Here is a 23,801-nt window from a genome sequence, read left to right as displayed (position 1 = left end):
CGCCCGCGTCATCCGTCTCCTCTCCGAGCACGCTCCGCGCGACCTCCCGCCCTCCAGACTGGACCGGCCCCATGAACAAGCTCCTCAGCAAGCTCCCCGCCTTCGCCCTGCCCTTTGTGACCCGATCGCTGCGCGGCGGTCGGGCGCGACGCTACACGGTCCTCAGCCTGGTGCTCGCGTGCCTGACCATGATCTTTGGGCTGTGGATCGCCCTCGGTGATGGCGACTTCGAGCGAGACATACGCGTCGAAATGGGGCTCGAGTCCCCCACATACGACCGCGAACACCAGGAGTTCGTGCTCTTCGCCAACAGCGAGATCGAGTACCGGGCGCTCCAAACCGCCACCCAGCAGCTCTCCGACAGGGTCGACCCGAGCGACGACCCCCGCGCGATCGACTACTACCGAGAGCAGGCCCTCCAGCTCAAATCCGAGGGCAACGCGGTGCTCTACATGTTCGCCAACGCCGAGGTTCACACCCCCGAGCAGGCGGCCAAGCGCGAAGAGGTCCAGGCCCTGCTCGCGTCCTCGCCAGGCACCTCCTACCTGGAGGTCCCCGATCCCGCTCGCTACGTCCCCCACGATCGCGTGTGGACCGACCCCACGCGGCGAGCGCTGCTCGACACCATCCTCGCCAAGGGCGGCGTCCCCTCCGTCGAGTACTACCGCTCTCCCCTGGGTCTGCGCGAGGCCATGCTGCTCGCTGGCGCCCTCGCCGGCCTGCTGCTCCTGGCCATGGGCACCGTGTTCGCGCCGATCCTCGTCGCCATGCAGCAGGCCCAGGAGCGCAGCGAGAACACGCTCGCGCCGCTGCTCGGGACCGCCCTGAGCCCGCGCGAGATCGCCTTGGGCCTGGCCGCGGGTCCGCTGTGTGTCGTGGGGATCTTCGCCGCGCCGCAGGTCCTGCTCTATGTCCTCGGCGCCGTGATCGCCGGCTTCCCTCTCTTCGCCCTCGCCACCCTCGCCGCCCTCGCCGCGACCATGGCCACGCTGGTGTTCGGCACGCAGCTGCTCGGGCAGCTCCTCGGCCGCCGGCGCTCCCCGGGGATCATCGCCCTGGGCCTGATGATCCTCGCGTTGATCACCTGGAGCCTCGGTGTGAGCCTGGCCGTCGAGACCGGGCGAGAGACCCGGACGCTCGCGGCGCTCTTGCCCCACATCGGCCTCACGGGTCTGTTTGGGGCCACCTGGGTCGAGCTCTCGAGCTACGCCACGGCCATGTTCTCCGCCGCCTTCGCCAACGCGGTCGGCTGCGGCGTCGTGGGCTGGCTGCTGCTCACGGCCCTCTCGCGCAAGCTAGAGGACCGCGAGGGCCCGCTGCTTCGCGCGGGCGAGGCCCTGGCCGGCGCGCTGACCTTCATCGCCCTGACCAGCGTCGCGCTCTCGCCACTCGCCAATGGCGGCACGGGTGAGATCCAGTACGCGGGCCTGGCGATCCTCGCCCTCCCCCTGGCCATTCTGCTCATGCTCCGCGTGCCCTCCGGCGAGGGCCCCGCGCAGCTGCGCGTGATCCACCTCTCCCGCCTCCTCGCCGAGTTCTCCGCCTGGTTTGCGGCCTACATCCTCATCGCCAACGTCATCAACGGCTTCGACGTCCACGCCTTCCACCCCGTCGCCCTCGCCTGGTTGGCCTGGACGGTGCTGGTGCTCGGGCTCATGGCCGTGCGCAGCGTCGCCCTCCCGGTCACGATCGCCAGCGGCCTGTGGGTCTCGTTTTGCGGCCTCGGCGTGCTCGTCGGCTATGCCCACGCCCTCGCCTGGACCTTCGAGCACAACGCCCGCAACAGCTCGATCTTCGTGTTCTTCGAGGTCAGCCCCGTGCTCGGGCTGCTCCAGGTCGCCTTTACCCTGTGGTTCCCGATCTCGCTGGTTCTCGCGCTGCGCAAGGGCCTCGCCAGCGTGAAGGGAGCGCTCCCCGCCAAAGACGAGGCCTGAGCGCAGATATGGATTCGGAGCAGCCAGTGCTCTAGTCTTCGGGGATGAACGCACCGCGAGTGCTCCTGTCTTGCGCGGCTGCCTGCATGGCGGCCGCGCTCTTCGCATGCGTCCCCCCGCCCGAGCGCGCCGACGATCACCGCCAAGCCGACGCATCCGCGTCGAGCGAGGTCTCTCCTGCCGAGGAAGGCGACATCCCGCCGCCCCCGCCCGCGGCCCTGCGCCCGCGCAAGCCCGCCGGGCCGCTGACCGCGGAAGAAGAGCGGCTGATCGCCGCCGACCCCTCCACGCTCTCCCGCGAAGAGAACCGCGCCCGCGCCTACGCCCTGCGCAAGCGGATCATGCAAGACCCCAACTCTCCGGCCGCCAAGGAGCTCGAGGAAGCCCGCGCCGCCGTGCTCGCTGGAGAGGTCGACGCCGCCTTGCCCAAGGACGCCGAGAAGGCGGACCAAAAGTCCAAGCACGACAGCGGCCTGGTCCTCCAGGCGCCCCTCTAGCAGCCCGTGGTGAAAGCCAACCTGCCGCGGCCATGACCACTACACCTCCGACACCGCCCGGGCTCCGCGAAGAGCACCCCAGCGAGGGCGTGCTGCGCTGGGTGCTCGACAACCAGGCCCGACGAAACGCCATCCACCCGGCGGTCTTCGCCTGGATCGTCGAGCGCAGCGCCACCCTCTCGGGCGAGGTCGTGCTCCTGCGCGGCGCCGGCGAGGACGCCTTCTCGGCGGGCTTCGACCTCAGCGCCCTCGACGAGCAGCTCGCCCGCGGCGACGGGCCCCCGGACCAGGCGCTGATCGCCGCGACCTCGGCCATGCAGGCCGCCGACGCCACCTTCGTGGCCGTGATCAACGGCTACGTGATCGGCGCTGGCGTCGAGTTGGTCGCTGCCTGTGACCTCCGCCTGGCCCGCGCCGGCGCGCGCTTGCGCCTGCCAGCGGGGCGCCTCGGCGTCGTCTATCACGCCGCCGGCCTCGCCCGGGTCCACGCCGCCTTTGGTGGGACCGTCGCCCGGCGCCTGCTCCTCGCCGGCCAGGCCGTGCCCATCGACGACGCCCAGGCGAGCTTGTCGGCGCTGCTGCCCGACAACGCGGCCCTCGACGCCGCCGCGCTCGAGCTCGCCGCGGCGATCCGCGAGCAGTCCGCTCTCAGCGTCGCCGGCAACCGGCGGATCCTCCGGGCTCTCGACGCTGCCCAGGCTCTGCCCGCGGACCTGCTCGAGGCCCACGAGCGCGCGCGCGTCCACGCCTACTCGAAGCTCCGTCGCTGAACGACGCGCCGCCCGAGGCTCGGCCCCGCCTCGGTGGCGCGATGGCTCGCGCCAAGCGACAAGGACCACGGGTCCGCCCAGATGTGCCTGAGGGTGTGAATCCAAACTGATTGCCGCTCTAGGAGCCCGTGGTGAAACCCAACACGACACCTCGCTTGGTCTTTTCGCCGATGGCGTTGTCGCCAAAACTTGCGGTACGCCCGGTACAGCGGCGTTTTGGCTTCGCGCCCTCGACGAAAACCCCGGCGCGAGGAGCCGCGCTGGGTTCCACCACGGGCTCCTAGCCGGGTGAGGGAGCAGGTGTGACCTCGATGGCAGCGGGCGCAGCTGGGACGGGGGCAGGCGGCTCGCTCGGCGCAGGCGGCTCGCTCGGCGCAGGCGGCACGGCGGCCGGGGCTGGGGTGACCACTGCGGGGGCGGGCGCGACAGCAGCGGGCGCTGGGGTGACCGCTTCGGGCGCTGGCGCGGCCGCTGCGGGAGCAGGCGCAGCCGGGACGATGGATGGCGAGGGCACGCGACTCGCCGGGGGGACCACGATCGTCGTCGGTGTCGTCGGCGTGGCCGTCCGGGTCGTCTTCTTCTCCACCACCTGCACCCGCTTGTGCGACGCCCTGGCGTGCGCCGAGTTTCCCCTCCCCACGGGCACCCCAAAGCGGATGCCCGTGACGATGGTGAAGCCCTCGTTGGAGAAGTCGGGCAGCTTGGACACGCGCCGCTTGGCGCTCCACAGCTGACGGACCTCGCCAAACAAGGTCACGTAGTTGGTCAGGCGGATGTCGACGCCAGCGTGGAGCTCGAAGCCCACGCGCAAGCTGACGTCGACGAGGTCCTCGGCCATGAAGCGCTCGTAGTGGACGCGCAGCACGTCGACCCCCGCCCCGAGGCCGCCGTAGGGCCGCACCGGCCAGCGATGCGGGAAGTAGAAGTTCCCGCCAAAGAAGAGCGGCACGCTCATGTAGTCCAGGCGCGTGGCGTTGCCGATCGCGTAGCCGTCCTCGTCCACCTCGGGCTGGAAGGTCGCGTGGCCCTCCGTGTAGCCGCTGCGGAAGTAGCCCTCGGCGAAGGGATAGTCCCGGGGATGGTGGCCCGAGAACGCGCCCATGCGAAAGTCGATGCCGCGCAGGGCCGAGGGTACGCCGTCTTCGTCGAAGCCCGTGAACTGGTTGGCGCTCACCCGATCCGCGGGGTGCCGCAGGCGACCCGAGGGCGACAGCGGGTTGAACTCGGCGCCCACGCCCAGGGACAGCCAGGTGCGATCCCAGCACCAGTCGCAGCCATCCTCGATCTCGACCTCGGTGATCACGACCTCCTCGAGATCGTCGTCATCATCGTCGTCTTGCACGGCCGGCTCGCGGACCTCGACGCTCGGCGCGGGCCCTTCGCCCTCGACGCGGGTGACCTCGATCATCTCGCCGGTCTCCGGGTCGCGCTGCCACACGTGCACCTCCCAGTCCGGGTCGGCGACGGCGAGCAGCTGCTGCGTGTCGGTGTAGCCGGTGTAGTAGCCCTGGCCGTACTCGACCTTGAACAGGCCCGTGCGCAGGGCGTCGTCGAGCGGCCCGCGGGCGTCGAGACCCGCGCTCGCGGCCTGGAAGTCGAGGGCGACGAGGTCGACGACCCCCTGGCTGCCGGCGTCGAGGACCGCCTCGGCCTCGCGGGCGCCGTCACGGCCGTGGCGATAGATGTAGATCGGGCCGTCGGGCAGGCGCAGGTAGGCCGGCTGGCGCGGGGCGTGGTGGAGATCGGCGATCCGCACCCCGCGGGCGTCCTCGAGGCTGTAGCGCCCCGCGACGGCGCCGGCGAGCAACAGCACGCGCTGATCCGCGACCTGATCGTGGATCAGCAGCGGCGCCCGCTCGTCACCCCGGGGCGGGCGCACGGCGACCTCGAGGTGGGCTCGCGGATCCCCCACGCCGCTGTTGGCCGCCGACACGAAGGCTCCGAGCTCGGAGTACTCCACGGCCCCGTCGCCGTTGAGATCCGCGCCGCCGCGCAGGCCGCTGAGCAGTTCGTGGGTGAACACCCCGCCCTGCCAGCGCTCCCACTCGTGGGTCTGCTGATCCTCCGAGTGCGCGAGGATCACCCCGGTGTTGGGGTGCGCCCCGAGGTGGTTGCCGTCGAGGTACTCGCGCACGCTGTCGCCGTAGTCGGCGGGGCCCCGATCCTCGCGCCACTCCCCGCGCGAGAGCACGAATTGCTCGCTGCGGCAGGCGTCGACGATCACGTGGTTGTGGTCGGCCGGCGAGGTGCCGATCAGCGTCTGAAAGAGGTCCGCGCGGGTCAGCCGATCCCCGCCGGCGAGGGTCAAGAAGCCCTGGCCGTCGGGGCCGACGTCGCCGTGGCCGGCGTAGTAGATCGTCAGCTCGACCTCGCGCCCCTCCGCCGCGGCCGCCTCCATGCCCTCGCGCAGCCGAGCCCAGGCCGCGTCGAGCTTGGCCCGGGTCGGCTGGGAGGCGCGCTTGACCAGCTTGGGGAAGCGCGCCTGGCTGTCCTGATCGAAGACCGTGAGCAGCTCGACCTCGGCGCCGAGCTCGAGCCACAGCTCGGCCATGCGCGCGCCGTCGTCGTCGGCGAAGCGCAGCGGCTTTTGCTTGCTGCTCTGGGTCTCGTTGTTGGCGATGATCAGCGCGAAGCGGGCCACGGGCTGCTCGTCGGCCGCGCGCGCCTGCCCCTGCTCAGCCAGCGCGTTCGGAGGGCGAGCCGGGCCTTCGACGCGGCCCGCGTCGGCGACTTGCGCGGCCAGGGCCGCGGCGAGGGCCGCCACCCAGGGCAGCGCCGCGAGGGCGCCGCGACGCGCGAGGTTGCCAGTGGCAGAGGTTCGGTGGTGCTTCACAGGGGTCATGGCAGGTTCACTCGCTCGGGGTGATGTGCAAGAGGGTCTCGGCGCTGGCGCAGCGGCTGCGCGGGCCGGCACAGACCGGGCCCAGCTCGTCCGCGCGCAGGCGCAGGTGCCAGGGAGGATCGTCGACGCTCGCGGGCTCGGCCTCGCGCAGAGCCTCCGCCCAGCGCTCGACGTCCGCGGGCGCCACGGGATCGGGGGTCGCAATGGCGAACACCCGCAGCGTCCCGGGGCGATGGTTCACGTCCAGGCGGATCGACAGCGGCAGGGCTCGCCAGCGCGCCTGACCCGGATCGGCGACCAGCTCGAGGCTCGGCTCACCGCCGGGGTTGGGCGCGTAGTAGAGCAGCTCGCCGCGCTCGTCGACGCCGAAGAGGCTCAGCGCCTGGTCGCGCAGGTCCGCGTCGGCGCGGTCCTTGCTCGCCGACAGCCGCGCCGAGAAGCCGAGCAGCTCGTCCTCGCCGCAGCCGCGCTGGCTGGCGGGGCGCGAGGGCTGCCCGCAGGCGAGGTCGATGGCCAGGGGGCGCGGCCACACGAGGCCGCCGCGGGCCTGGAGCTCGCCCTGTGTGACGATCGCCGCGACACCGCCAGCGCTCACCGAGGGGTCCGAGCCCGCTTCGGACCGATCGGCGGACCGATTGTCGGACCGATTGGCGGACCGATCGCCGAGCCCGGCAGGCCCGACGATCACCGCCACGGCCGCCGCGCTCACGGCCACGGTCGAGAGCGCGGCGATCACCGGCCGCAGCCAACGTCGACGCGACGCGCCGCGGGCCTCGCCAGCGAGCTGACCTTGGTCCTCGAGGTCCTCGAAGAGCCAGCGCTCGACCTGATCGATCTCCGCGCGCGAGACCGGGCGCGCCTCGAGGACGCGCAGGGCCGCGGCGGCGCGGTCCCAGGTCCGCCGCGCGCCCGCGTTGCCGCGCAGGCGCTCGACCAGCGCCCGCCGGCGCTCGCGGCCCAGGCCCGCGATGAGCTCGCGCTCGACCTGGCGCTCGAGCTGACGCCCGCGGCTCACGAGCTCACCTCCCCGAGCAGACGCAGGGCCTCGCCCACGAGCACCGGCAGGCCGACGCTGGCGATCACGCCCTCGACCAGGCCGACCTCGCCCTGCTCGCGCAAGAAGTCCAGCAGGCGCCGGCGAAGCTGCTTTTCACGGGTGCGCAGGCGCTGGCGGCCCAGGCCCAGGGCCTCGGCCGCGTCGCGCTGGGACATCCCCTGGCGAAAGCGCAGCTCGATCAGCTGGCGCGCGTCCTCGTCGAGGCCGTCCACGAAGCGCGCGACCAGCTCGGCGACCTGGAGGTCGTGGACCTCGCGCTCGGGCGAGGGCCCGCCGTCGGCGATCACCTGCGCGCCTCCACTCTCCTGTCCGCCCCCACCACCGACACCCTCACCGTCGACCGAGAACAGGCGCACCCGATCACGAAAGCTGCGCAGCACCAGGTTGCGGGCGATGGTCTTGACGTAGGGGCCGTAGGGCCGGATGCCGTCGTAGCCCGCCCGGGCGCCGGGCTCGAAGGCCCGCCGGAAGGTCTCGTGGAGCACGTCTTGGAGCTCGAAGCCCGAGCCGTAGCCCACGAAGCGCCGCCTTCGACCGCCGCTCTCGAAGGAGAAGCCATGTCGCAAGAGCAGCGCGACCTCCTCGGCGTGGGCGCGGTAGACCTCCGTCAGCGCCTGGCGCTCGCCGGCCTTGAAGCCCGCGAGGCGCTCGCGCGGCCAGCCGTTGGGGGCCAGCTCGGGGTCGGTCGATGGGGTCGAAGGAGCCACCGCCCTTCCCTATCCGACCGCGGCCGCGTTGGGTTGGCGCGGGTAGAAGTTTTTTGGAGGCCAGAGGCGTCATTCGCGCAGCCGAGACCCCGCATGCCCAGCTCGCCGGCCACCAGGCTCAGCCCATGAGCATCCCCCTGACCACCCCAGGGATGGCCCGCAGCCCGAGCAGCGAGGACAGCGGGCGCTGCATGTTCATGATCTGGAGGAGCTGGCGGTGCAGCGCGCTGTCCCTCGCGCCTCCACGGTAGAGGCGATCGGTGAACCACAGCAGCGGCCTGGTCAGCGGCGGCCGATACCCGCTGACCTGCGGCCAGCGCTGGGCCTCCGTGGAGGCCATCATCCACGGCGCCCAGGACACCTCGGCGAGCACGCGCTGGAGCGCGTCCACGGAGCCCCCGCCGCGCAGGTGCTCGCGCGCGCTCACGGCCTGCAGCGCGGCCACGGACATGCCCTGGCCAAACACCGGATCGAAGCCGCAGGCCGCGTCCCCCGCGACGACGAAGCCCCGGGGGACGCAGCCCGCGTAGCTTCGCCGGACCTGACGCGGGATCTTGAAGACCGCGATCTCGGACACCGGCCGGGCGTGGACGAGGGCGTCGTGAACATCGCTGGTCGCAAAGCTCTTCGCCCACGCGCGCCAGGCCTCGAAGTCCCGCGGCGGCTCGTCGCCGTGGTAGCCGAAGAAGGTCGACATCCAGCGCTCGCCCTCGAGGTGGAAGAGCGAGCCGCCGCGGCTCAGCGAGGGCGGGCTCGGGTGGACGAGCATCGCCTCGAAGCTCGGCTCGGCCCCCGCCGCGAAGCGCAGCTCGGCGGACGCGTAGCTCAGGCCAATCTCGATCTTTTGGGTGGGCGGCTCGGGGAAGCCCCACTCGCGACACCAGCGCGGGCTTCGTGAGCCGCGGCCGCTGGCGTCGATCACCAGGTCGGCGTCGAGGCTGCGACCATCCGCGAGCCTCACCCCAGTCACGCGACCTCGCTCGCGGTCATGGATCGGCGTCTCCACTCCTACCCCATATTCGATATCCACATTCTCGAGGGCCCTGACGCGCTTTGTGAGCACACCATCGAGGAGCGCACGACTTTGCATGAGCAGGCTCAACCCCGAATGAAAGCGTGGCCGCCAGCCCCCCGTGGTGTGCCAGCGAAAGTCCTCGGCCATGTCTATCTTCCGCGCCCCAGCCTGCTCGAGCGCGACCACGGTCCCGGGCACGAGCGCCTCGAGGGCCTCTTCCCCCGCGCGCAGCAGCAGATGAAGGTGCGCCGCCTGCGGGAGCGCGCGGCGCACACCACCCTGGTTCGGTGGCTCGTCGCGCTCCAAGACGAGCACCTGCCGCGCGAGAGGGTGAAGCGCCGCGGCGTGGGTCAGACCTGTCACGCTCGCGCCGATTACAATGACTCGATCGAATGTGTACATGTCAGCATCTTGGTTGACGCTGACTCGCGATGAAATGACATTCTGCGCGCGGCACGCAAATTTTTAATCAGACACACAATGTCGTCCCACCCGCGTCGCCTGCCCGCCCCCCCTCATGGGGTCGGCCGTGCTCGTTCGCGCCCGTGACGGCGAGGCTGCTACAATGTTCGCGCTAACACTCGCACTCGTCTTCGATGAGGTCGAAGCGAACCTCGAAATTCAGCTGATATTCGAAATCAGCCTCCGCCAAGCCGTAGATCTGGACCACGATGTCCTGGCCGTAGATCGGACCGACTCCTTCGAGGTCGAGGCGCCCCTTCGACGAGACCTTCTCGTGCAGCAGGGTCATGTCCGCGGCGGAGTAGATATTCACGCCGATAGTGTTCTCGGGGGCAGCCGGAAGCGTCGACTCCCCACAGCCCGCCCCACACCAGCTCGAGCCATCGACGATCACGTCGAACTTGAAGAGGAAGCTCTCACCGTCCCCCTCGAGCTGGTTGACGTCGAGATCGAAGTAGTACCAGTCGTCGTCTCCGCCACACAGTGTCGCGTCGAAATGCGCGCGGATGCTCCATGTCTGGTTCGCGTTCCAAGAAGGGACAGCGGCTGTTTCGAGGGTGTCGTTGTCCTCATGGATGTCGGGCGCGAGCAGGCAAGAGGAGCCGCCCGTGTCGGTCTCCGTGTCCGTCGTGTCGGACTCCGTGTCCGTGTCCGTCGAGCTGTCAGTGCTCTCGCCGCTCTCCGTCTCCGTCTCCCCGCTCTCCGTCTCCCCGCTCTCCGTCTCCCCGCTCTCCGTCTCCCCCTCCCCAGTCTCCCCCTCCCCAGTCTCCCCCTCCCCAGTCTCCCCCTCCCCAGTCTCCGTCGTGGTGTCCGTGCTCTCCGTCGTCCCCGTCTCCGTCGTGGTGTCCGTACTCTCCGTCGAGGTGTCGGTGCTCTCCGTCGTGGTGTCGGTTGCACCGCTCTCCTCGGTCGTCTCGCTCCCCCCACCAGCGCCATCATCACCACCATCGCCGGGGATGCACGCAAGAGCAAAAACCACAGAAAACGGAAGAGCGACCGAGTGTTTCATGCGCTAGGAGTCCGTGGTGAAACCCAGCGCGGCTCCTGGCGCCGGGATTTTTGTCGAGGGCGCGAAGCCAAAACGCCGCTGTACCGGGCGTACTGCAAGTTTTGGCGACAAAGCCTTCGGCGAAAAGACCAAGCCAGGTGTCGTGTTGGGTTTCACCACGGGCTCCTAGGCGTAGCAGGGCTCATGTTCCCTCGCCATCACGCATTCATATAGCTATCAGGTGCCACCCATTCACAATCAATGTAGTTTCCAATGACAAAGCTCGAGGCAGCTCACCACGCTCCAGCGCCCCGAGAATTTCCGACGTCCACGGCTCACACTGCGCCGCCGCCCGCTGTATCTGACTTTCGCAGCGGGCGGGGCAGCCGCGCTCACTCGTGTCCGCGCTAGTGTGCGCGCCAGAGGACTTGAAGGGTCCCAGGCGCCGGACCGCCGGCTGCTGACGAGGCGCGAGGAGGGAGTTTGTCGGGCACAAATGACTGACGAGCAACGAAGTCAGCGGCCGGTGCTCCAAGCCTGGGGCCCTTCAAGTCCTCTGGTGCGCGCACTAGCCCATGCTGGCAGCGAGCGAACGGGATCCTAGCACTCGCACTCGTCTTCGACGGCGTCGAAGCGGACCTCGAAGCTCATTTGGTATTCAAAGTCCGCCTCCGGGAGACCAAAGACCTGGACCACGATGTCCTCGCCATAGATGGGGCCACTGGCGTCGATGTTGATACGCCCCTTCGTCGAGATCTGCTCGTGCAGCAAGGTCATGTCCGAGGCCGAGTAGATGTTGACCCCGATCGTGTTCTCCGGGGCGTCCGGCAGCGCCGGATCCCCGCAGCTCGATCCACACCAGCTCGATCCGTCGACGATCACGTCGAAGAGGAAGTAGAAGAACTCGCCGTCGCCCTCGAGTTCGTTGGCGTCGAGGTCGAAGTAGAACCAATCTTCGTCCCCGCCGCAGAGCGTGGCGTCGATGTTCGTGCGGATCGACCACCAGCTGTTCGCGTCCCAGACGGCCTCGGCAGCCATGCCGAGCAGGTCGTTCTCCTCGTAGATGTCGGGCGCGAACAGACAAGAGAAGCCGCCGGTGTCGGTCTCCGTGTCCGTCGTGTCGGACTCCGTGTCCGTGTCCGTCTCCGTGCCCGTCTCCGTCGAGCCCGTGTCCGTCTCCGTGCCCGTCTCCGTCGAGCCCGTGTCCGTCTCCGTCGAGCCCGTGTCCGTCTCCGTGCCCGTCTCCGTCTCCGTGCCCGTCTCCGTCTCCGTGCCCGCCTCCGTGCCCGTCGACTCGCTCTCGGTCTCCGTCGACTCGGTGCTCTCCTCCGTCGACTCGGTGCTCTCCGTCGTCGACTCGGTGCTCTCCTCCGTCGTGTCGGTGCTCTCCGTCGTCGTATCGGTCGCGCCGCTCTCCTCGGCGCTCCCGCTGCTCTCCCCGACCTCGTCGTCCTCTCCGTTGTCGGGGACGCAGGCGCAGGCGAAAACCAAGGTGATCGGGAGCAGGGCCGAGGGCTTCATGGGCTAGGCGTAGCAGGGGCCAAGGACCCACGCCAGGGGCCGAGTCCTGCTCTCTCGCGCCGCCGACTCGCGCTCGCTGCACCGAGGCACTAGGCTCCGCGACATGTCCGATCATCCAGTCCTGATCGTTGGCGGGGGACCCGGAGGCCTGACCACCGCGCTTGCCCTCCAGCATGTCGGGATTTCCGCTCGGGTGCTCGAACGTGCGCCTGCGCTGCGCACCGCGGGTGCAGGGTTGACCTTGCAGATCAACGCCATGCGCATGCTCGAGGCCCTCGACGCACGCGCAGCCGTGGCCGCCGCCGGCGAGCCCCTGCGCAGCCTGAGAGTCGCCAACGCCCACGGCCGCGTGATCACCAGCATGGAGATGGCGAGCTTCGCCCGGCGCTTTGGCGGGCCCGGCGTGATGATCCACCGCGGCGCCCTCTCCCAGCGCCTGGCGGACGCCCTCGCCCCCGAGACCCTGCGCTTTGACAGCAACGTAGTCTCGTTCACGCAAGACGCCGACGGCGTGACCCTCACCCTCGAGGATCAGACACAGCTGCGCGCTCGCGCGGTGATCGGCGCCGACGGGATCCACTCGCGGATCCGTGCGGGGCTGTTTGGCGAGCGCCCCCTCCGCTACGCGGGCTATACCTGCTGGCGCGGAATCGCCTCCTGCTCTCGCCCCCTCGGCGAGGGCGTCGCCAGCGAGCGCTGGGGCCGTGGTACCCGCTTTGGCATCGTCCCGATCAGCGCGACCGAGACCTACTGGTTCGCCACGGCCAACGCCCCCGCGGGCGGCAGCGACGGCGACGATCCCCAGGCCGAGCTGCTCGCGCGCTTCGCAGAATTTGGCGACCCCGTAAGCGCGCTCATCGAGTCGACACCTGCGCCGGTGATCCTCCGCAACGACATCGTCGATCTCGCGCCGCTCTCGCGGTGGACCACGGGGCGCGTCGCGCTGCTCGGCGATGCCGCCCACGCCATGACCCCGAACATGGGCCAGGGCGCCTGCCAGGCCATCGAGGACGCCGTGGTCCTCGCCAGCTGCCTCGCCGAGCGCGGCGACCAAGACACGGCGGCGGGCCTGGCGGAGTACGAGCGCCTCCGCATGGCTCGCGCACGCAGCTTCGTGGACCGCTCGCTCCGCCTCGGCGCCGCCGGCCAGTGGTCCAACCCGCTCGCGGTCTGGCTGCGAGAGCTCGGCGCGCGCCTGGCTCCTGCGGCGATCGTCGAGCGTGGTCTCGAGGCGGCCTGGCAGGTCGAGGTCCCGAAGCTCGACGCGCGCCGAGCTCTCGCAGCCAAGCATCGCAGACCCGAAGTCCGAGCTCGCTGGCCACAGTGGGCGGGCCAGCGGGCCGCGCACGGCGGCTTGGCCTATTGAAGATGTCGAGGAGAAAAGGGTGGACGGCCGCAGAGGACACGCTGGCGAGGTCGCCACGATCCCACCTGGGACACGGTAGGCTCACCGGTTTCCGGCCCCGTAGGGCACCGGAGCGGGTGCTTGAACCGCGGTTGCGTGGTAGCCCCAGCCAAGCACCCGCTCCGGTGCCCTACGGGGCCAGGGAAACCACGAACAGCCTACCTTGTGGAGAATGTCGGGAGAATATGCCCGGGCGGCGCGACGCCGCCCTGTGCTGAGCACGGCTGATGATCCCGTCGACGAACCTCCACGGCCGTCCAAAAATGACTGGGTCGAGCGCGCGTGAGGCAGGAGCGACCGAAGTCGCCACGATCCCACCTGGGACACGGTAGGCTCACCGCTTTCCGGCCCCGTAGAGGTCGTAGACGACCTCGTGAACCGCGGTTGCGTGGTAGCCCCAGCCACGAGGTCGTCTACGACCTCTACGGGGCCAGGGAAAGCACGAACAGCCTACCTTGTGGAGCATGTCGGGAGAATTTGCCCGGACGGCGCGGCGCCGCCCTGTGCTGAGCACGGCTGATGATCCCGGGGCTCCTACTTCTCACGCGCAGTGTTGCTTGCTCGACCTCCGAAGGAAAGCTTGCTCGGTGATTGTATGAATCTTCTCGGGCTTTGAAAAGTGCGATCCGCTATTCAGCGAGCTTTTCGAGCCGCGCGATGAAGGCCCTGCCCTTGGACGGATCGCACATGTGCACATAGGCCGCCCACCCACGCAGCTGCTCGAGGCTCTCGCCCTTGCCGGGCTTGCCGAGCTCGCGGTTGCGGATCGCCGCGCGCAGCTCGCGAACGAGCTTGCGCGGCACTCGGGCCGTGGGCACGCCCTCGCCCGCGCCGTTGACCACCAGGCCGGTGACCTTCTGGCGCCCGCCGCTGCGCATGACCCGGGTCTTGCCCTCGTGGACGCGAAAGCCCTCGCTGGCGACGATCTCGGTCACGGCCTTGCGCAGCCGCGCGACGGGGATCTTGCCGGTCTCTTGCTCGCCCTCGCCCCCCTCGCCACGGTGATAGCTGAAGGTCAGGTCGTCGGCGTAGCGGGTGTAGCGAAAGCCCAGCTTGCGCGCGAGGCCGGTCAGCCGGGCGTCGAGGCGCATGCACAAGGCGTTGGTGATCGAGGGGCTGGTCGGCGCGCCCTGGGGCAGCGAGCGCGGCCCGGTGGCCACGTGATAGGTCCGCCCACCGATCTCGATGGTCTCGCGCGGGCACTCGGTACACAGCAGCGCGAGCACGATCGCAACCTGCTCGCCGTAGCCGGCCTTGCGGAACAGGCCCTTGACCCGGCGGAAGGTGACCGTGGGGTAGAAGTCGCGGACGTCGAACTTGACCACGACCTCGGCCCCGGCGTGGGCGGCCGCGTTGGTCAAGGTGCTGCGCCCGGCCAGGAAGCCGTGGGCCGCCCCGTGGACCGGGAGGTGCTCGCTGATGTTGCGGGCGATCCAGGTCTGGCAGCGCTTGAGCTCGGGCTTGGGCGCCGAGATCAGCCGCACCCCCTTGCCGCTGCGCTTGGGCACGGTCCAGCGGTGGTAGTGGGTCCCGGAGTCGACCTCGCGGTGGTAGACGAGCCAGCGCAGCCGCGGCATCGCGAGCTCGAGCACCTTGGCCAGGGCGTGCACGTCTTTGAGCTCGGGGAGCTCGTTGAGCTGGCGCCGGCCGTCGAGGTCGGCGATGTCCCAGCGGTCGATGTCGGCGGTGTCGTGGTACCAGACGCCGACGCCGACGTGGACGAGCTTGTTTTGGCGGTAGCACGCCCAGCCCTGCGCCATGAGCTTGCGCCGGAGCACGCGCTCCTCTTCGCGCTTGGTCTTGTAGGCCTTGCGCTGCTTGTCGCTCATGCGCGAGGTGTCGGCGCCGTCGTCGAGCAGGCCGCGGCGGTCGAGCTCGGCATCGACCCAATTGCGGATGCTGCCGGCCGCCTCGATGTCGGCCCACTCGGGTCCGTCGGCGGTGGTCGCGGTGGTGGAGCTGGTGTCGTTGGCCATGGGGTTCGCCTCTCGAAAGTTGGTCAGACCATCTCGGCCGCGGAAGCGTCGATGAAGCCCTTGTCGCCCAGGGCCTCGAGGCGCCCGAAGTACTCCTCGCGGGCGTCGTCGGCGGTGGCGAAGCGCAGCCTGTGCATGCGCATCTGGTCGGGGTGCGAGCCCCAGCGCACGACGACCTCACGATCGTCGAGGGAGAGGCGGTAGGTGATCGAGCCGGTGTTCGCGGCGCGGCCCAGCGAGCCGCCTCCACTCGCGCCCTCGCTGGCGGCGCGGCGCGAGCCCTGGCGACGGACCAGCACCCGGGTCTCGGCGCGGATCAGCTTGCGCCCGGCCTCGGTCTCGCGCGCGCGCTCGAGCTCGGCCTGGCGCCGGGCAAAGAGCAGGCGCAGGGCGATCATCGGCACCGTCGGGCCCTCGCGCAGGCCCGAGCGGCGAAACTGCGGGCTGGTGCAGGTCGCGTCGACGGTCCGCCCCTCGCGGTCGATGGTGAACGAGGCCCGGTAGGTGCGGTGCGCCTGGGGATCGACGACCTCACCCTCGATCCGCGTGCCCTCGCCGCCGAGGTCGTGGACCTTGGTCAGCTGCACGGCGTCGGTGATCTCGAGCAGACGGTGAGCCTGCTCCTCGCGGGCGTCGCGGAAGCGCATATCCTCGGCCGAGGGCGGCTCGGCGAGGAGCGAGCGGGCAATGTAGCGGTCGTTGGCCAGGTCGTGGACGACCGTGCCGCGCTGCATGTGGTGGAGGATGACCTGGCGGATCTCGTCGACCTTGCGCTCGAGCGAGCCCGCGAGGGCCTCGAGCGTCGCCCCGCCCTCGCTGGCCACCAGGGCCTCGTGGACCTTGTGGGCGAGCAGCTCGTCGACCTCGCCGGCGACCAACAAGTCGAAGGTCGCGATCCCCGCCCAGCCGCTGTCGGTCCAGCCCGAGAGCGCCAAGGTCAGCTCGGCGTCGCCGAGATCGAGGATGTAGTAGGCGGGCAGACCGGCACCGACGAGGCGCACGCGCACCGACTTGCAGTGCGGGAGCAGGCGGGCGAGCACGGCCAGGCGTCGGCGCCCCCAGGTGCGCACGACCACGGGCGAGGCGCCCTCGTAGGCCGGGCCGGTACCCTCGACCACCAGATCCCAGGGCTCGAGCACCATGCGCGGCGCCTCACCGGGGACGAGCTCGTAGCGCAGCGCCCGGGGAGAGGTCTTGGCCCGGCGCATGCGCAAGGTCAGCAGCACGTTGTAGAGGTCGATGGGCGCGAGCTCGAATTCACGAGCGGGCAGCGTGGACGCGGCTTGGACCTGACCGAAGGCCCGCAGCCAGCGCAGCGGCACTCGGATGTCGCGCTCGCGCACGCCCTCCCCTGCCTCGGACTCGGCCGGACCCGGCCCGAGCTCGAGGGTCGACTGCCGATAGGAGCGCAGCCGACCGATGCCGCGGATCAGCGCATCATCGAGGGCCAGGTAGCTGGTCCCCGGCTGGACCGAGTCGGCCGCGTAGCCCTCGCCCGCGCGGAGCACCAGCCGGGCGTAGGCCGACTCGTCGGCCGAGAACACCTCGACGGCCATGCCCTGGGCGTCGACGCTGACCACGGGATCGAGGGGGCTCTCGCTGGCGCCGGCCTCCTCGTCGCCTCCGCTCGCCCCGCCGTAGGTCTCGGCGAGGTACTTCTTTTGCGCGTCCCAGACCTCGTTGCTGACCCGCTTGCCCTGGGCGATGAGGTAGGCCAGGTAGTCGGCGCGGTCCCGGGCCTTGAAGCGCAGGTCCGAGGCCAACACGTCGGCCACGGTGAGCAGCGCGTCGCGGGCTACCCCCGGCCGCGCGAGCTTGGCGACCAGGCCGGCGCCTCGGTGGGCGTCGGTGGGCAGGTGCAGGCGGAAGCTGTCATCGTCCGTGACCGGCTCGCTGGCGGCGGCGTAACGGAGCTTGACCTCGGCGACGTCGGTGGGGCTCATGACTGGGCACCTCGTTGGGTGGCGGTGGTGGTCTTGCCGCGTTGAGCGCGGCGCAGGGCCTTGAAGGCGACCTTGCGGACGGCCTCGTCCTCACCCTCGCGGTCGAGGATCGCCTGGAGGGCGGCCGTGGCCCGCTCGCTGCCGAGCCGGCCCAGGGAGGCGATGGCGGTCAGCCGCTTGGGATCCTTGCCCGCCGCCTCGGCGACGGTGATCAGGGTCTCGAAGCGGGCGTCGCCGAGGAAGACCGAGAGGCTCAGGCGGCGACGCTCGGGGGTGTCGAGCAGGGACTCGCCGGCGCCAGCTTCGAGGGCCGCTTCCACCAGAGGCGCGACGGCGACCTGGTCGGCGACGCTGAGCCGGTCGACGACCGCCCCTGCCCCGCCACCGACGAGCTTGGCCACGGCCGAGCCGGCGGCCACGCGGATCCCCGCGTCGCGGTGGCTGAGCGCGGGCTCGATGCGCGCGACGTCCTCTGGCCCGCCGCGGCGCCCGAGGTAGCGGATGGCCGCGGCGAGGACCTCGAGCGGTGGGCTCTCGCCCTCGACGACCGCCCGGGCGTCGGCGTCGGCGTCGACGCCGACCTGCGCGGCCGCCCACAGGCAGGCGCGCCAGGCCTCGCGCGCGTAGGCTTCAGCCTCGCGCTCGCCGGCCGCGGACGCGGCCCGCCACTGCTCGGCCGAGCTGGCGACCGCGCTGGACAGGGCCTCGCCGACGGCGGCCTTGGCCTGCTCCCCGGCGGCGCCGGCGATCCACGCCGCGTCGGCGCGCTGGGCCGCGGCCTCACCGGTGAGCAGCGCGGCCAGCGAGGCTGGGCACTCGCCGCGGCGGATCAGCCCGCGGCGCAGCTGCTCGCGGACGGCGTCCTGGCTGACCTCGGTCATGCGCGCGACGAGGATCTCCGGGTCGCCGTGGGTCGCCAAGAAAGCCGCAGCCGGCCCGCTGATGGCGCTGTGTTTGCTGCGCAGGGCGAGCAGGGCCACCCGCGTGCGCTCGCCGGCCAAGGTGCGCTCGAGCGCCTTGTAGGCGGCGTTCGCCAGGCTCATGTCCCGGTCCGAGAGCAGGCCGGCAAAGACCGCCTCGGAGCTCCGCTCGCCGAGCTCACCGAGCTGCTCGATCGCCGCCCTGCGCACGGCCTCGGGCTCGAGGCGCTCGCCGGCGATCTTCTCGAGCAGCCCGCGGCTGCGCGCGTCGCCGGCCGCCCGCAGGCCCGCGAGGGCCCCCTGGCGCAGGGACTGCGAGCCCTGGATCGCCGCCCGCTCGACGGTCTCGCGCACGCGGTCACGCTCGTCGGGATCCTCGAGCTTGGGGATCAGCGCCCCGAGGGCCTCGACGGCGGCCGGGGCCAGAGCCCGATCCTCGTCGCTGAGCTCCGCCTCGGGATCGAGCAGGAGCTCGAGATCCGCGAGCGCCCGGCGGTCGCCGAGGCGCCCGAGGGCCTGGATCGCCCGCCTGCGCTCCTGGTCGAAGCCAGCCTTGAGCACGAGCAGCAGCGGCTGGAAGGCCTCGCGCTTGCCCCGGGCGGCCATGCCCTCCGCGGCCGGCAAGACCAGCTCGCGGCGTCCGGCCTCCAAGGTGGCGAGCAGCGCGTCGAGGGTCGCGCCCTCGACGTGCTCGGCGCGGAAGGCCAGGACCTCGCAGGCCGCCACGCGGACGGACTCCTCGCGGTCCTCGAGCAGGCGCGCGAGCAGAGCCTCGGCCCCGGCGTCGTCGACATCCCGCAGGATCCCTGCGACGCGCTCGCGCAGCCCGGCGTCGGTGCCCGCGACGATCTGCTCGAGCCAGCCGAGCAGCGCCTGCTCGTGGTAGCGAGCCCGGCGGACGCCATTGGCGAGCACCTGCGCGGCCTGCCCACGATCCTGGGCGATCGCCACCAGGGCGTCGAAGGCCCGGGTCCGCAGGCCGGCGTCGTCGCCAGTCGCGAAGCCGAGCAGCACGGGCGCGCCCTCGAGGGCGCCCACGCGCTTGAGCGCGCCGATCAGCGCGCCGCGGTCGGCCGTGCGATCGGGGTCGTCCTCGAGGCGAGCGGTGATCGCCTCCGCGGCCGCGCGCCGGGCCGCTGGGAGGTCGTGGCCGACGCCCTCCTCGTCCACGCGGCGGACGTTGGCCAGGGAGACCAGGGCCTCCACGGCGCGGTTGACCACCCGCGCGTCCTCGGCCCGCAAGAAGCCGGCGAGCACGTCGAGGGTCCGCAGATCCCCGCGCCGCGCCAGGGCGCTGGCGGCCTTGAGGCGCAGATCCTCGTGGTCGCTCTCCATCGCCCGCAGCAGCGCCGCGCTGACCCGCTCGTCTCGCGCGTCGACAAGGCGGTCGACCACCGACAGGCGCAGATCCGCGTGCTGGCTCTCGAGGGCCACGAACCACGGCTCGAGGCTGTCGGCCTCGAAGAGCTTTTGGATCTGCATCAGCGCGTAGCTGCGGACCTCGGCGTTGGGCGCATCGACGCCGAGCAGCGCCATCGCGCGCGCGGCCTCGGCCTGCTCGCCCCCGCTCTTGGCGAGGGTGATGAGCTCGTCGATGGCCGACCGTCCCACGTCTGCGGCTGACGACTGCAAGCACAGCGCCAGCGGCGAGACGGCCCCCTCGCCATAGAGCCCGCGCAGGGCCGCGGCCGCCGCCCGGCGGACCAGGTGGTGGGGGTCGCTCAAGGCCCGACGCAGCACCGGCAGCGCCGAGTCGAGGCCGACCTCTTCGGTCACGGCCAGCTTGCCGAGGCGCTCGATGCTGTCGCGGCGGACCCGGTGGGTCTCGTCCGAGGCGCCCGCGGCCGGGGCCTGACGGACCAGGCCCGCGTAGGTCCCGAACACCAGGCGGTTGATCTCGGCGAGCTCGGGGGCTGCGGACTCGCCGGCCTCGCCGCCCGCGGCCTCGCCCTGCTCAGCGCCCCCGTCGGGGCGCAGCGGGGTGACCTTGTCGCTGGCAGCCCGCGCCGCCTCGGCGGCGATGTCCCGGGCCGTGCCGACGATCCGACGGATCCACCCGGCGCGCCGCGACTGCGGGCGCTCGTCCTCCCAGTTGGTCTGGGGGACCGTGGCCTCGCCCTCCTGCTTGGGCCCCGTCAGCCGCCCGGCTTCACGCCAGAAGGCCAGCGGCTGCGTGCGCAGCGAGAGCACCCGGGCCGCGGCGTAGCGCAGCGAGGGGTCGTCGCTGGCCAGGGCCTCGACGACCACGCGCAGACGAGACGCGCGCTCGTCTTCCTCGGGCCACTTCTTGAGCTCGGCCGCGCGATCGGGCTTGGGCGGCCCGACCAGCTCGGTGGCGAAGGCCAGCAGCTGCTCGCCATCGCCGCGCTCCTCGAGGGCGCGCGCAGCCACGAAGCGGGTCTCGGGCTGCGAGGCGGCCAGGGCCGCGAGCATCAGATCCGGGGCCAGGCCGCGGCGGGCACGGACCACGTCGCGGGCGACGACGATCGCGAACACCAGATCCAGGATCTCGCGATCGCTGTCCTCGAGGCCGCGCAGCAGCCCGCGCGAGCCCTCGGCCCCGAGGGCCGCCAGACTCAGGATCGCCCCCAGGCGGATCGGCCGGTGGTCGTGGGCCAAGGTCCCGACCAGCACCGGCACGGCGCGCTCGTCTCCGAGGCGCGCCAGGCCCTCGGCGATCCAGCTGCGCACGGCCAGGTCGGCGTGGGAGAGCGCGGCCAGCAGGATCTGCGTGTCGCGCCCGTCGCAGGCCGTGGCCAGACCGCGGCTGGCGTGCTCGCGGACCAGGGGATCGCCGTCGTCGAGGAGCTCGACGAAGAAGCCGATGGTGCCGCGATCGCCGACGTCTGCCATGGCCCGGCAGGCGCGCTGACGCAGCTCCGCGCTCGGCCGGGTCACGTCGTGCTCGGGCACGCTCAGCAGCGTGCGCATGGTCGACAGCGCCTGATCGTCGCGGCGCTTGCCGCAGAGCTCGGCGGCGCGCACCCGCAGGGCGTAGAACTTGCTGCCCAGAGCCGTGGCCCAGGCGTGCTGGTCCTTGGGCAGCAGGCGATCGATGGACTCGATGGCCGCCGTGTGCACGGCGCTGTGCTCGTCCTCGAGCAGCTCGATCAACCGCTTGCGGACCTCGTCCTTGGGCGCCCGGCGGGCACCGGCGGCGCCCAGAGCCCGGACCGCCGGCCGCGGCGAGCCCATGGCGGCGAGGTAGACCTCCCCGCGCGGCTTGTAGCGAGCGACGCGGTCCTTGTTGCCCTTGGACTTGGTCAGGGCCTCGAAGGCCGCCTGACCCACGCCGGCGTCCTGGTCGGGGACCAGGCCCAAGAGCAGCTCGTCGGCCCAGGCGTCGGCGACCCGATCGAGCTCGGCGACGACCTTGGTGCGGATGTCGGCGTGGCGCGAGCGGGCGCCGCGGGTCAGCGGGGTCTGGGGCTGCTTGGCGTGCCAGGCCCACAGGGTGCGGAAGGCCTCGCCGCGGACCTTGGTGGCCTCGTCGTCGAGGGCGTCCCCGAGCAAGCGATCCGCTCGCCGTGCGAGCTGCTCGTCGCCGCTGCGCTTGCCGGCGCCGCCGAACTCGACCAACACCTGAAGCGCGCGCACGCGCATGTCCTCGCTCGCGGCTCCGAGGGCGAGCTCGGCGAGATCGAGGGCGCCCGCGTCCCCCCGCTCCGAGGCGAGGATCTCGAGGGCCTCGAAGACCGCCGCGCGGACCGAGCCGTCGGCGTCGTCGAGCAGCCACTGCAGGCGCGCGGCCAGGCGATCGTCCTCGGGCATGGCCAAGATGCCCGTCGAGATCGCCTCGACGACCAGCTTGCGGACCTTGGCGTCGCGCTCGCGCGAGAGCTGCAAGAGCGCGCCCGTGGCCCGGCTGTCGCCGAGCACCGCCAGGCTCTTGGCCCCGCGCAGGGCCGTGTCGGGGTAGCGGCAGGCCATGGCAGCGAACAGCGGCTCGAGCTCCCCCTCGCTGGGCTCGCCGCCGCTGGGGACCAGCTGGCAGCCGAGCTTGGCCAGGCGCTCGACCTCGGCCTTGAAGCTGTCGTGGAGCTTGCCGAGGAGCTTGGGGTGGGCGCCGATCGACAGCAAGAAGGCGACCTCGCGGACCTCCTCGTGCTCGTCGTCGAGGGCGTCCTCGAGCAGGTCGCGGCCCGTGGGATCCCCGGGACCTTCGACCTTGCCCTGGATCAGCGCGAAGCGCCGGAGCAGCGCGGCCACGCGCACGTCTGCCGGGCCGTGCTCGTAGGCGGTGCGCAGCGGCACCTGGGAGCCCTTGGGCTCGAGGGAGCACAGCGCCTCGAGGGCGGCCTCGCGGACCTTGGCGTCGCCGTCGCGCAGGCGATCGGCGACCAACCCGGGGACCAGCGGCGAGACGGCGCGCAGGCTGGGGAGCTGCTCCACGGCGTGGCGGCGCAGATCGGCGTGCTTGCTGGCCAGGGCCACGCGCACCGGCGCCAGGGCCTTCTCGCCCTCGATCGAGCGCAGCGCAGCCAGAGCCGCGAAGCGGACGACCTTCTCCTTGTCGTCCACGGCCTCGCGCAGGGCCGGGCGGCTGCGTCGGCGGGCGCCCGCGGCCACGGCCTCACAGGCCAGCTTGCGCAGCTCGGGCTTGCGATCCTTGCGGATCACGCGATCGAGGAGCGAGCGCGCGGAGTCCTCGGGGATCTCGCGCAGCGCCTCGACGGCGGCGCTGCGCAGCTCGTCCTTGCGGGCCTTGAGGTCCTCCGCCAACTTGGCGAAGTGCGAGGGCACGCGGTCGTAGTCCTCGCTGGGCGCCGACTCGGCGTCGAGCTTGACCAGCCACAGCTTGCGCTTGTCGTCGACGAGCAGCAGCGTCCCGCCCTTGGCGTCGTCCTTGGCCCGGTAGGGGCGCAGCCAGGCCATGGCCCGGATCGTGATCTTGCCGAGCTCGAGGGTCCTGGGCTTGCGACGGGTGTCGTGGATCCAGGCCTTGAGCAGGCCGTCGTGGCCCACGGAGATCAACCGGCGCGTGAGCTCCCGGCCGGCCTCGTCGCTGAGCTGCAGGCCGAGGACCAGGCCGCTGACCGGCCCGGTGTGGGCCTCGTCGCGCGAGCGGTCCTCTTCGTCGGCCGCGCCCTCGAGGTAGCTGACGCGGATCGAGCCGTCGCCGCAACCGGCGATCACCCGGCCGTCGCCGGTGAACTCGAGGGCGGTGATGCCCTTCTCGCCCGTCGGCATCTCGCGCGGCTCGGCGTCGAGCTCGGCTCCGTCGAGGACCCGCACCACGCCGTCGTCGCCGCCCGCGGCCAGCTTGCCGCTGCTCGCGTCGAAGCGGACGCAGCGCAGCGCCCGGGGGCTGAGCCGCTTCCGCGCCAGCTCGCGCAGGCCAGCCCCCTCGAGCTCGTAGACCGCGAGGTGACCGCTGTCGTCGACCACGGCCAGGCGGCTGCCCGCCTCGTCGCTGGCGATGGCGGTGATCGCCACGCCCACGCCGTGCGCGTGCTCGAAGCTCGGCTTGGCGTCGTCGCCCTTGCCGACGACAAAGGCGTAGAGCCGGCCGGCGTCGCCGCCGGCGACGAGCAGATCCTCGGCCGCGAAGTCGAGGGCAGCGATCGCGCCTTCGACCGCGAAGCTCGCCAGGCAGTCGAGCTTGCTCTTGGAGTAGATATGGACCTTGGAGGTCGTGATCGACTCGGCGTCGCGCTCACCGGCGACGGCGACCAGCCGGCCAGAGCGCGAGCCGGCCACGGCCCACAGGTGCTCGAGGTGCGTTCCGAACTTTTTGGTTCCCATCTTCGCGTCTCTCGAGGTT

13 protein-coding genes are annotated in these 23,801 nt (G+C 71.7%); 4 read left to right on the top strand and 9 right to left on the bottom strand.

The genetic code is table 11. From position 1 onward, the window contains the following. Nucleotides 1-71: 71 nt before the first annotated feature. The 3 genes from G6O69_RS26330 to G6O69_RS26320 are packed head-to-tail and all read left to right on the top strand — an operon-like array spanning nucleotide 72 to nucleotide 3,201. Nucleotides 72-1,934, top strand: a complete 1,863-nt coding sequence (locus G6O69_RS26330) for a hypothetical protein (RefSeq protein ID WP_172306259.1) — start codon at nucleotides 72-74, stop codon at nucleotides 1,932-1,934. A 44-nt stretch (nucleotides 1,935-1,978) separates the two neighbouring features. Then, the gene (locus tag G6O69_RS26325) at nucleotides 1,979-2,431 is read left to right on the top strand and encodes a hypothetical protein (protein ID WP_172306258.1); all 453 of its coding nucleotides are present in this window, start codon (nucleotides 1,979-1,981) and stop codon (nucleotides 2,429-2,431) included. A gap of 32 nt (nucleotides 2,432-2,463) precedes the next feature. After that, a complete protein-coding gene (locus G6O69_RS26320; protein WP_172306257.1) occupies nucleotides 2,464-3,201 on the top strand; it encodes an enoyl-CoA hydratase/isomerase family protein in 738 nt (245 codons plus the stop codon). A 280-nt stretch (nucleotides 3,202-3,481) separates the two neighbouring features. Here the strand turns inward: G6O69_RS26320 and G6O69_RS26315 are convergent, their stop codons facing one another. The 6 genes from G6O69_RS26315 to G6O69_RS26290 form a co-directional block, all read right to left on the bottom strand. Beyond that, the gene (locus G6O69_RS26315) at nucleotides 3,482-6,043 is read right to left on the bottom strand and encodes a caspase family protein (RefSeq protein ID WP_172306256.1); all 2,562 of its coding nucleotides are present in this window, start codon (nucleotides 6,041-6,043) and stop codon (nucleotides 3,482-3,484) included. A 7-nt stretch (nucleotides 6,044-6,050) separates the two neighbouring features. Continuing rightward, a complete protein-coding gene (locus tag G6O69_RS26310; RefSeq protein WP_172306255.1) occupies nucleotides 6,051-7,058 on the bottom strand; it encodes a hypothetical protein in 1,008 nt (335 codons plus the stop codon). Continuing rightward, the gene (locus tag G6O69_RS26305) at nucleotides 7,055-7,807 is read right to left on the bottom strand and encodes a sigma-70 family RNA polymerase sigma factor (protein WP_172306254.1); all 753 of its coding nucleotides are present in this window, start codon (nucleotides 7,805-7,807) and stop codon (nucleotides 7,055-7,057) included. The genes G6O69_RS26310 and G6O69_RS26305 overlap by 4 nt, the downstream gene beginning before the upstream one ends. A gap of 118 nt (nucleotides 7,808-7,925) precedes the next feature. Continuing rightward, on the bottom strand, nucleotides 7,926-9,224 hold the full coding sequence (locus G6O69_RS26300; RefSeq protein WP_255215882.1) for an FAD-dependent monooxygenase: 1,299 nt from the start codon (nucleotides 9,222-9,224) through the stop codon (nucleotides 7,926-7,928). Nucleotides 9,225-9,396: 172 nt separating this feature from the next. After that, nucleotides 9,397-10,263 (bottom strand): hypothetical protein, encoded by an 867-nt coding sequence (locus tag G6O69_RS26295; protein ID WP_176397100.1) that lies wholly within the window; start codon nucleotides 10,261-10,263, stop codon nucleotides 9,397-9,399. Between the two features lie 609 nt (nucleotides 10,264-10,872). Beyond that, the gene (locus G6O69_RS26290) at nucleotides 10,873-11,793 is read right to left on the bottom strand and encodes a hypothetical protein (RefSeq protein ID WP_172306251.1); all 921 of its coding nucleotides are present in this window, start codon (nucleotides 11,791-11,793) and stop codon (nucleotides 10,873-10,875) included. Nucleotides 11,794-11,896: 103 nt separating this feature from the next. Here G6O69_RS26290 and G6O69_RS26285 point away from each other — a divergent pair, with 103 nt between their 5' ends. Beyond that, complete coding sequence (locus G6O69_RS26285; RefSeq protein ID WP_172306250.1) at nucleotides 11,897-13,159, top strand: FAD-dependent monooxygenase; 1,263 nt, start codon at nucleotides 11,897-11,899, stop codon at nucleotides 13,157-13,159. A 668-nt stretch (nucleotides 13,160-13,827) separates the two neighbouring features. Here the strand turns inward: G6O69_RS26285 and G6O69_RS26280 are convergent. From G6O69_RS26280 to G6O69_RS26270, 3 genes are read right to left on the bottom strand one after another with little or no spacing between them, the layout of a single operon-like run. Next, nucleotides 13,828-15,174 carry a reverse transcriptase family protein gene (locus tag G6O69_RS26280; RefSeq protein ID WP_172306249.1) on the bottom strand — a complete coding sequence of 449 codons (1,347 nt, stop codon included), beginning with the start codon at nucleotides 15,172-15,174 and terminating at the stop codon, nucleotides 13,828-13,830. A 23-nt stretch (nucleotides 15,175-15,197) separates the two neighbouring features. Then, nucleotides 15,198-17,117, bottom strand: a complete 1,920-nt coding sequence (locus tag G6O69_RS26275; RefSeq protein ID WP_172306248.1) for a hypothetical protein — start codon at nucleotides 17,115-17,117, stop codon at nucleotides 15,198-15,200. Further along, complete coding sequence (locus G6O69_RS26270; protein WP_172306247.1) at nucleotides 17,114-23,782, bottom strand: HEAT repeat domain-containing protein; 6,669 nt, start codon at nucleotides 23,780-23,782, stop codon at nucleotides 17,114-17,116. Before G6O69_RS26270 ends, G6O69_RS26275 begins: the two co-directional genes overlap by 4 nt. Between the last annotated feature and the right edge of the window lie 19 nt (nucleotides 23,783-23,801).

Source organism: Pseudenhygromyxa sp. WMMC2535, assembly GCF_011083025.2.
Note: the sequence above shows the minus strand (reverse complement) of the source record. Positions and strands in the feature narration are given on the sequence as shown.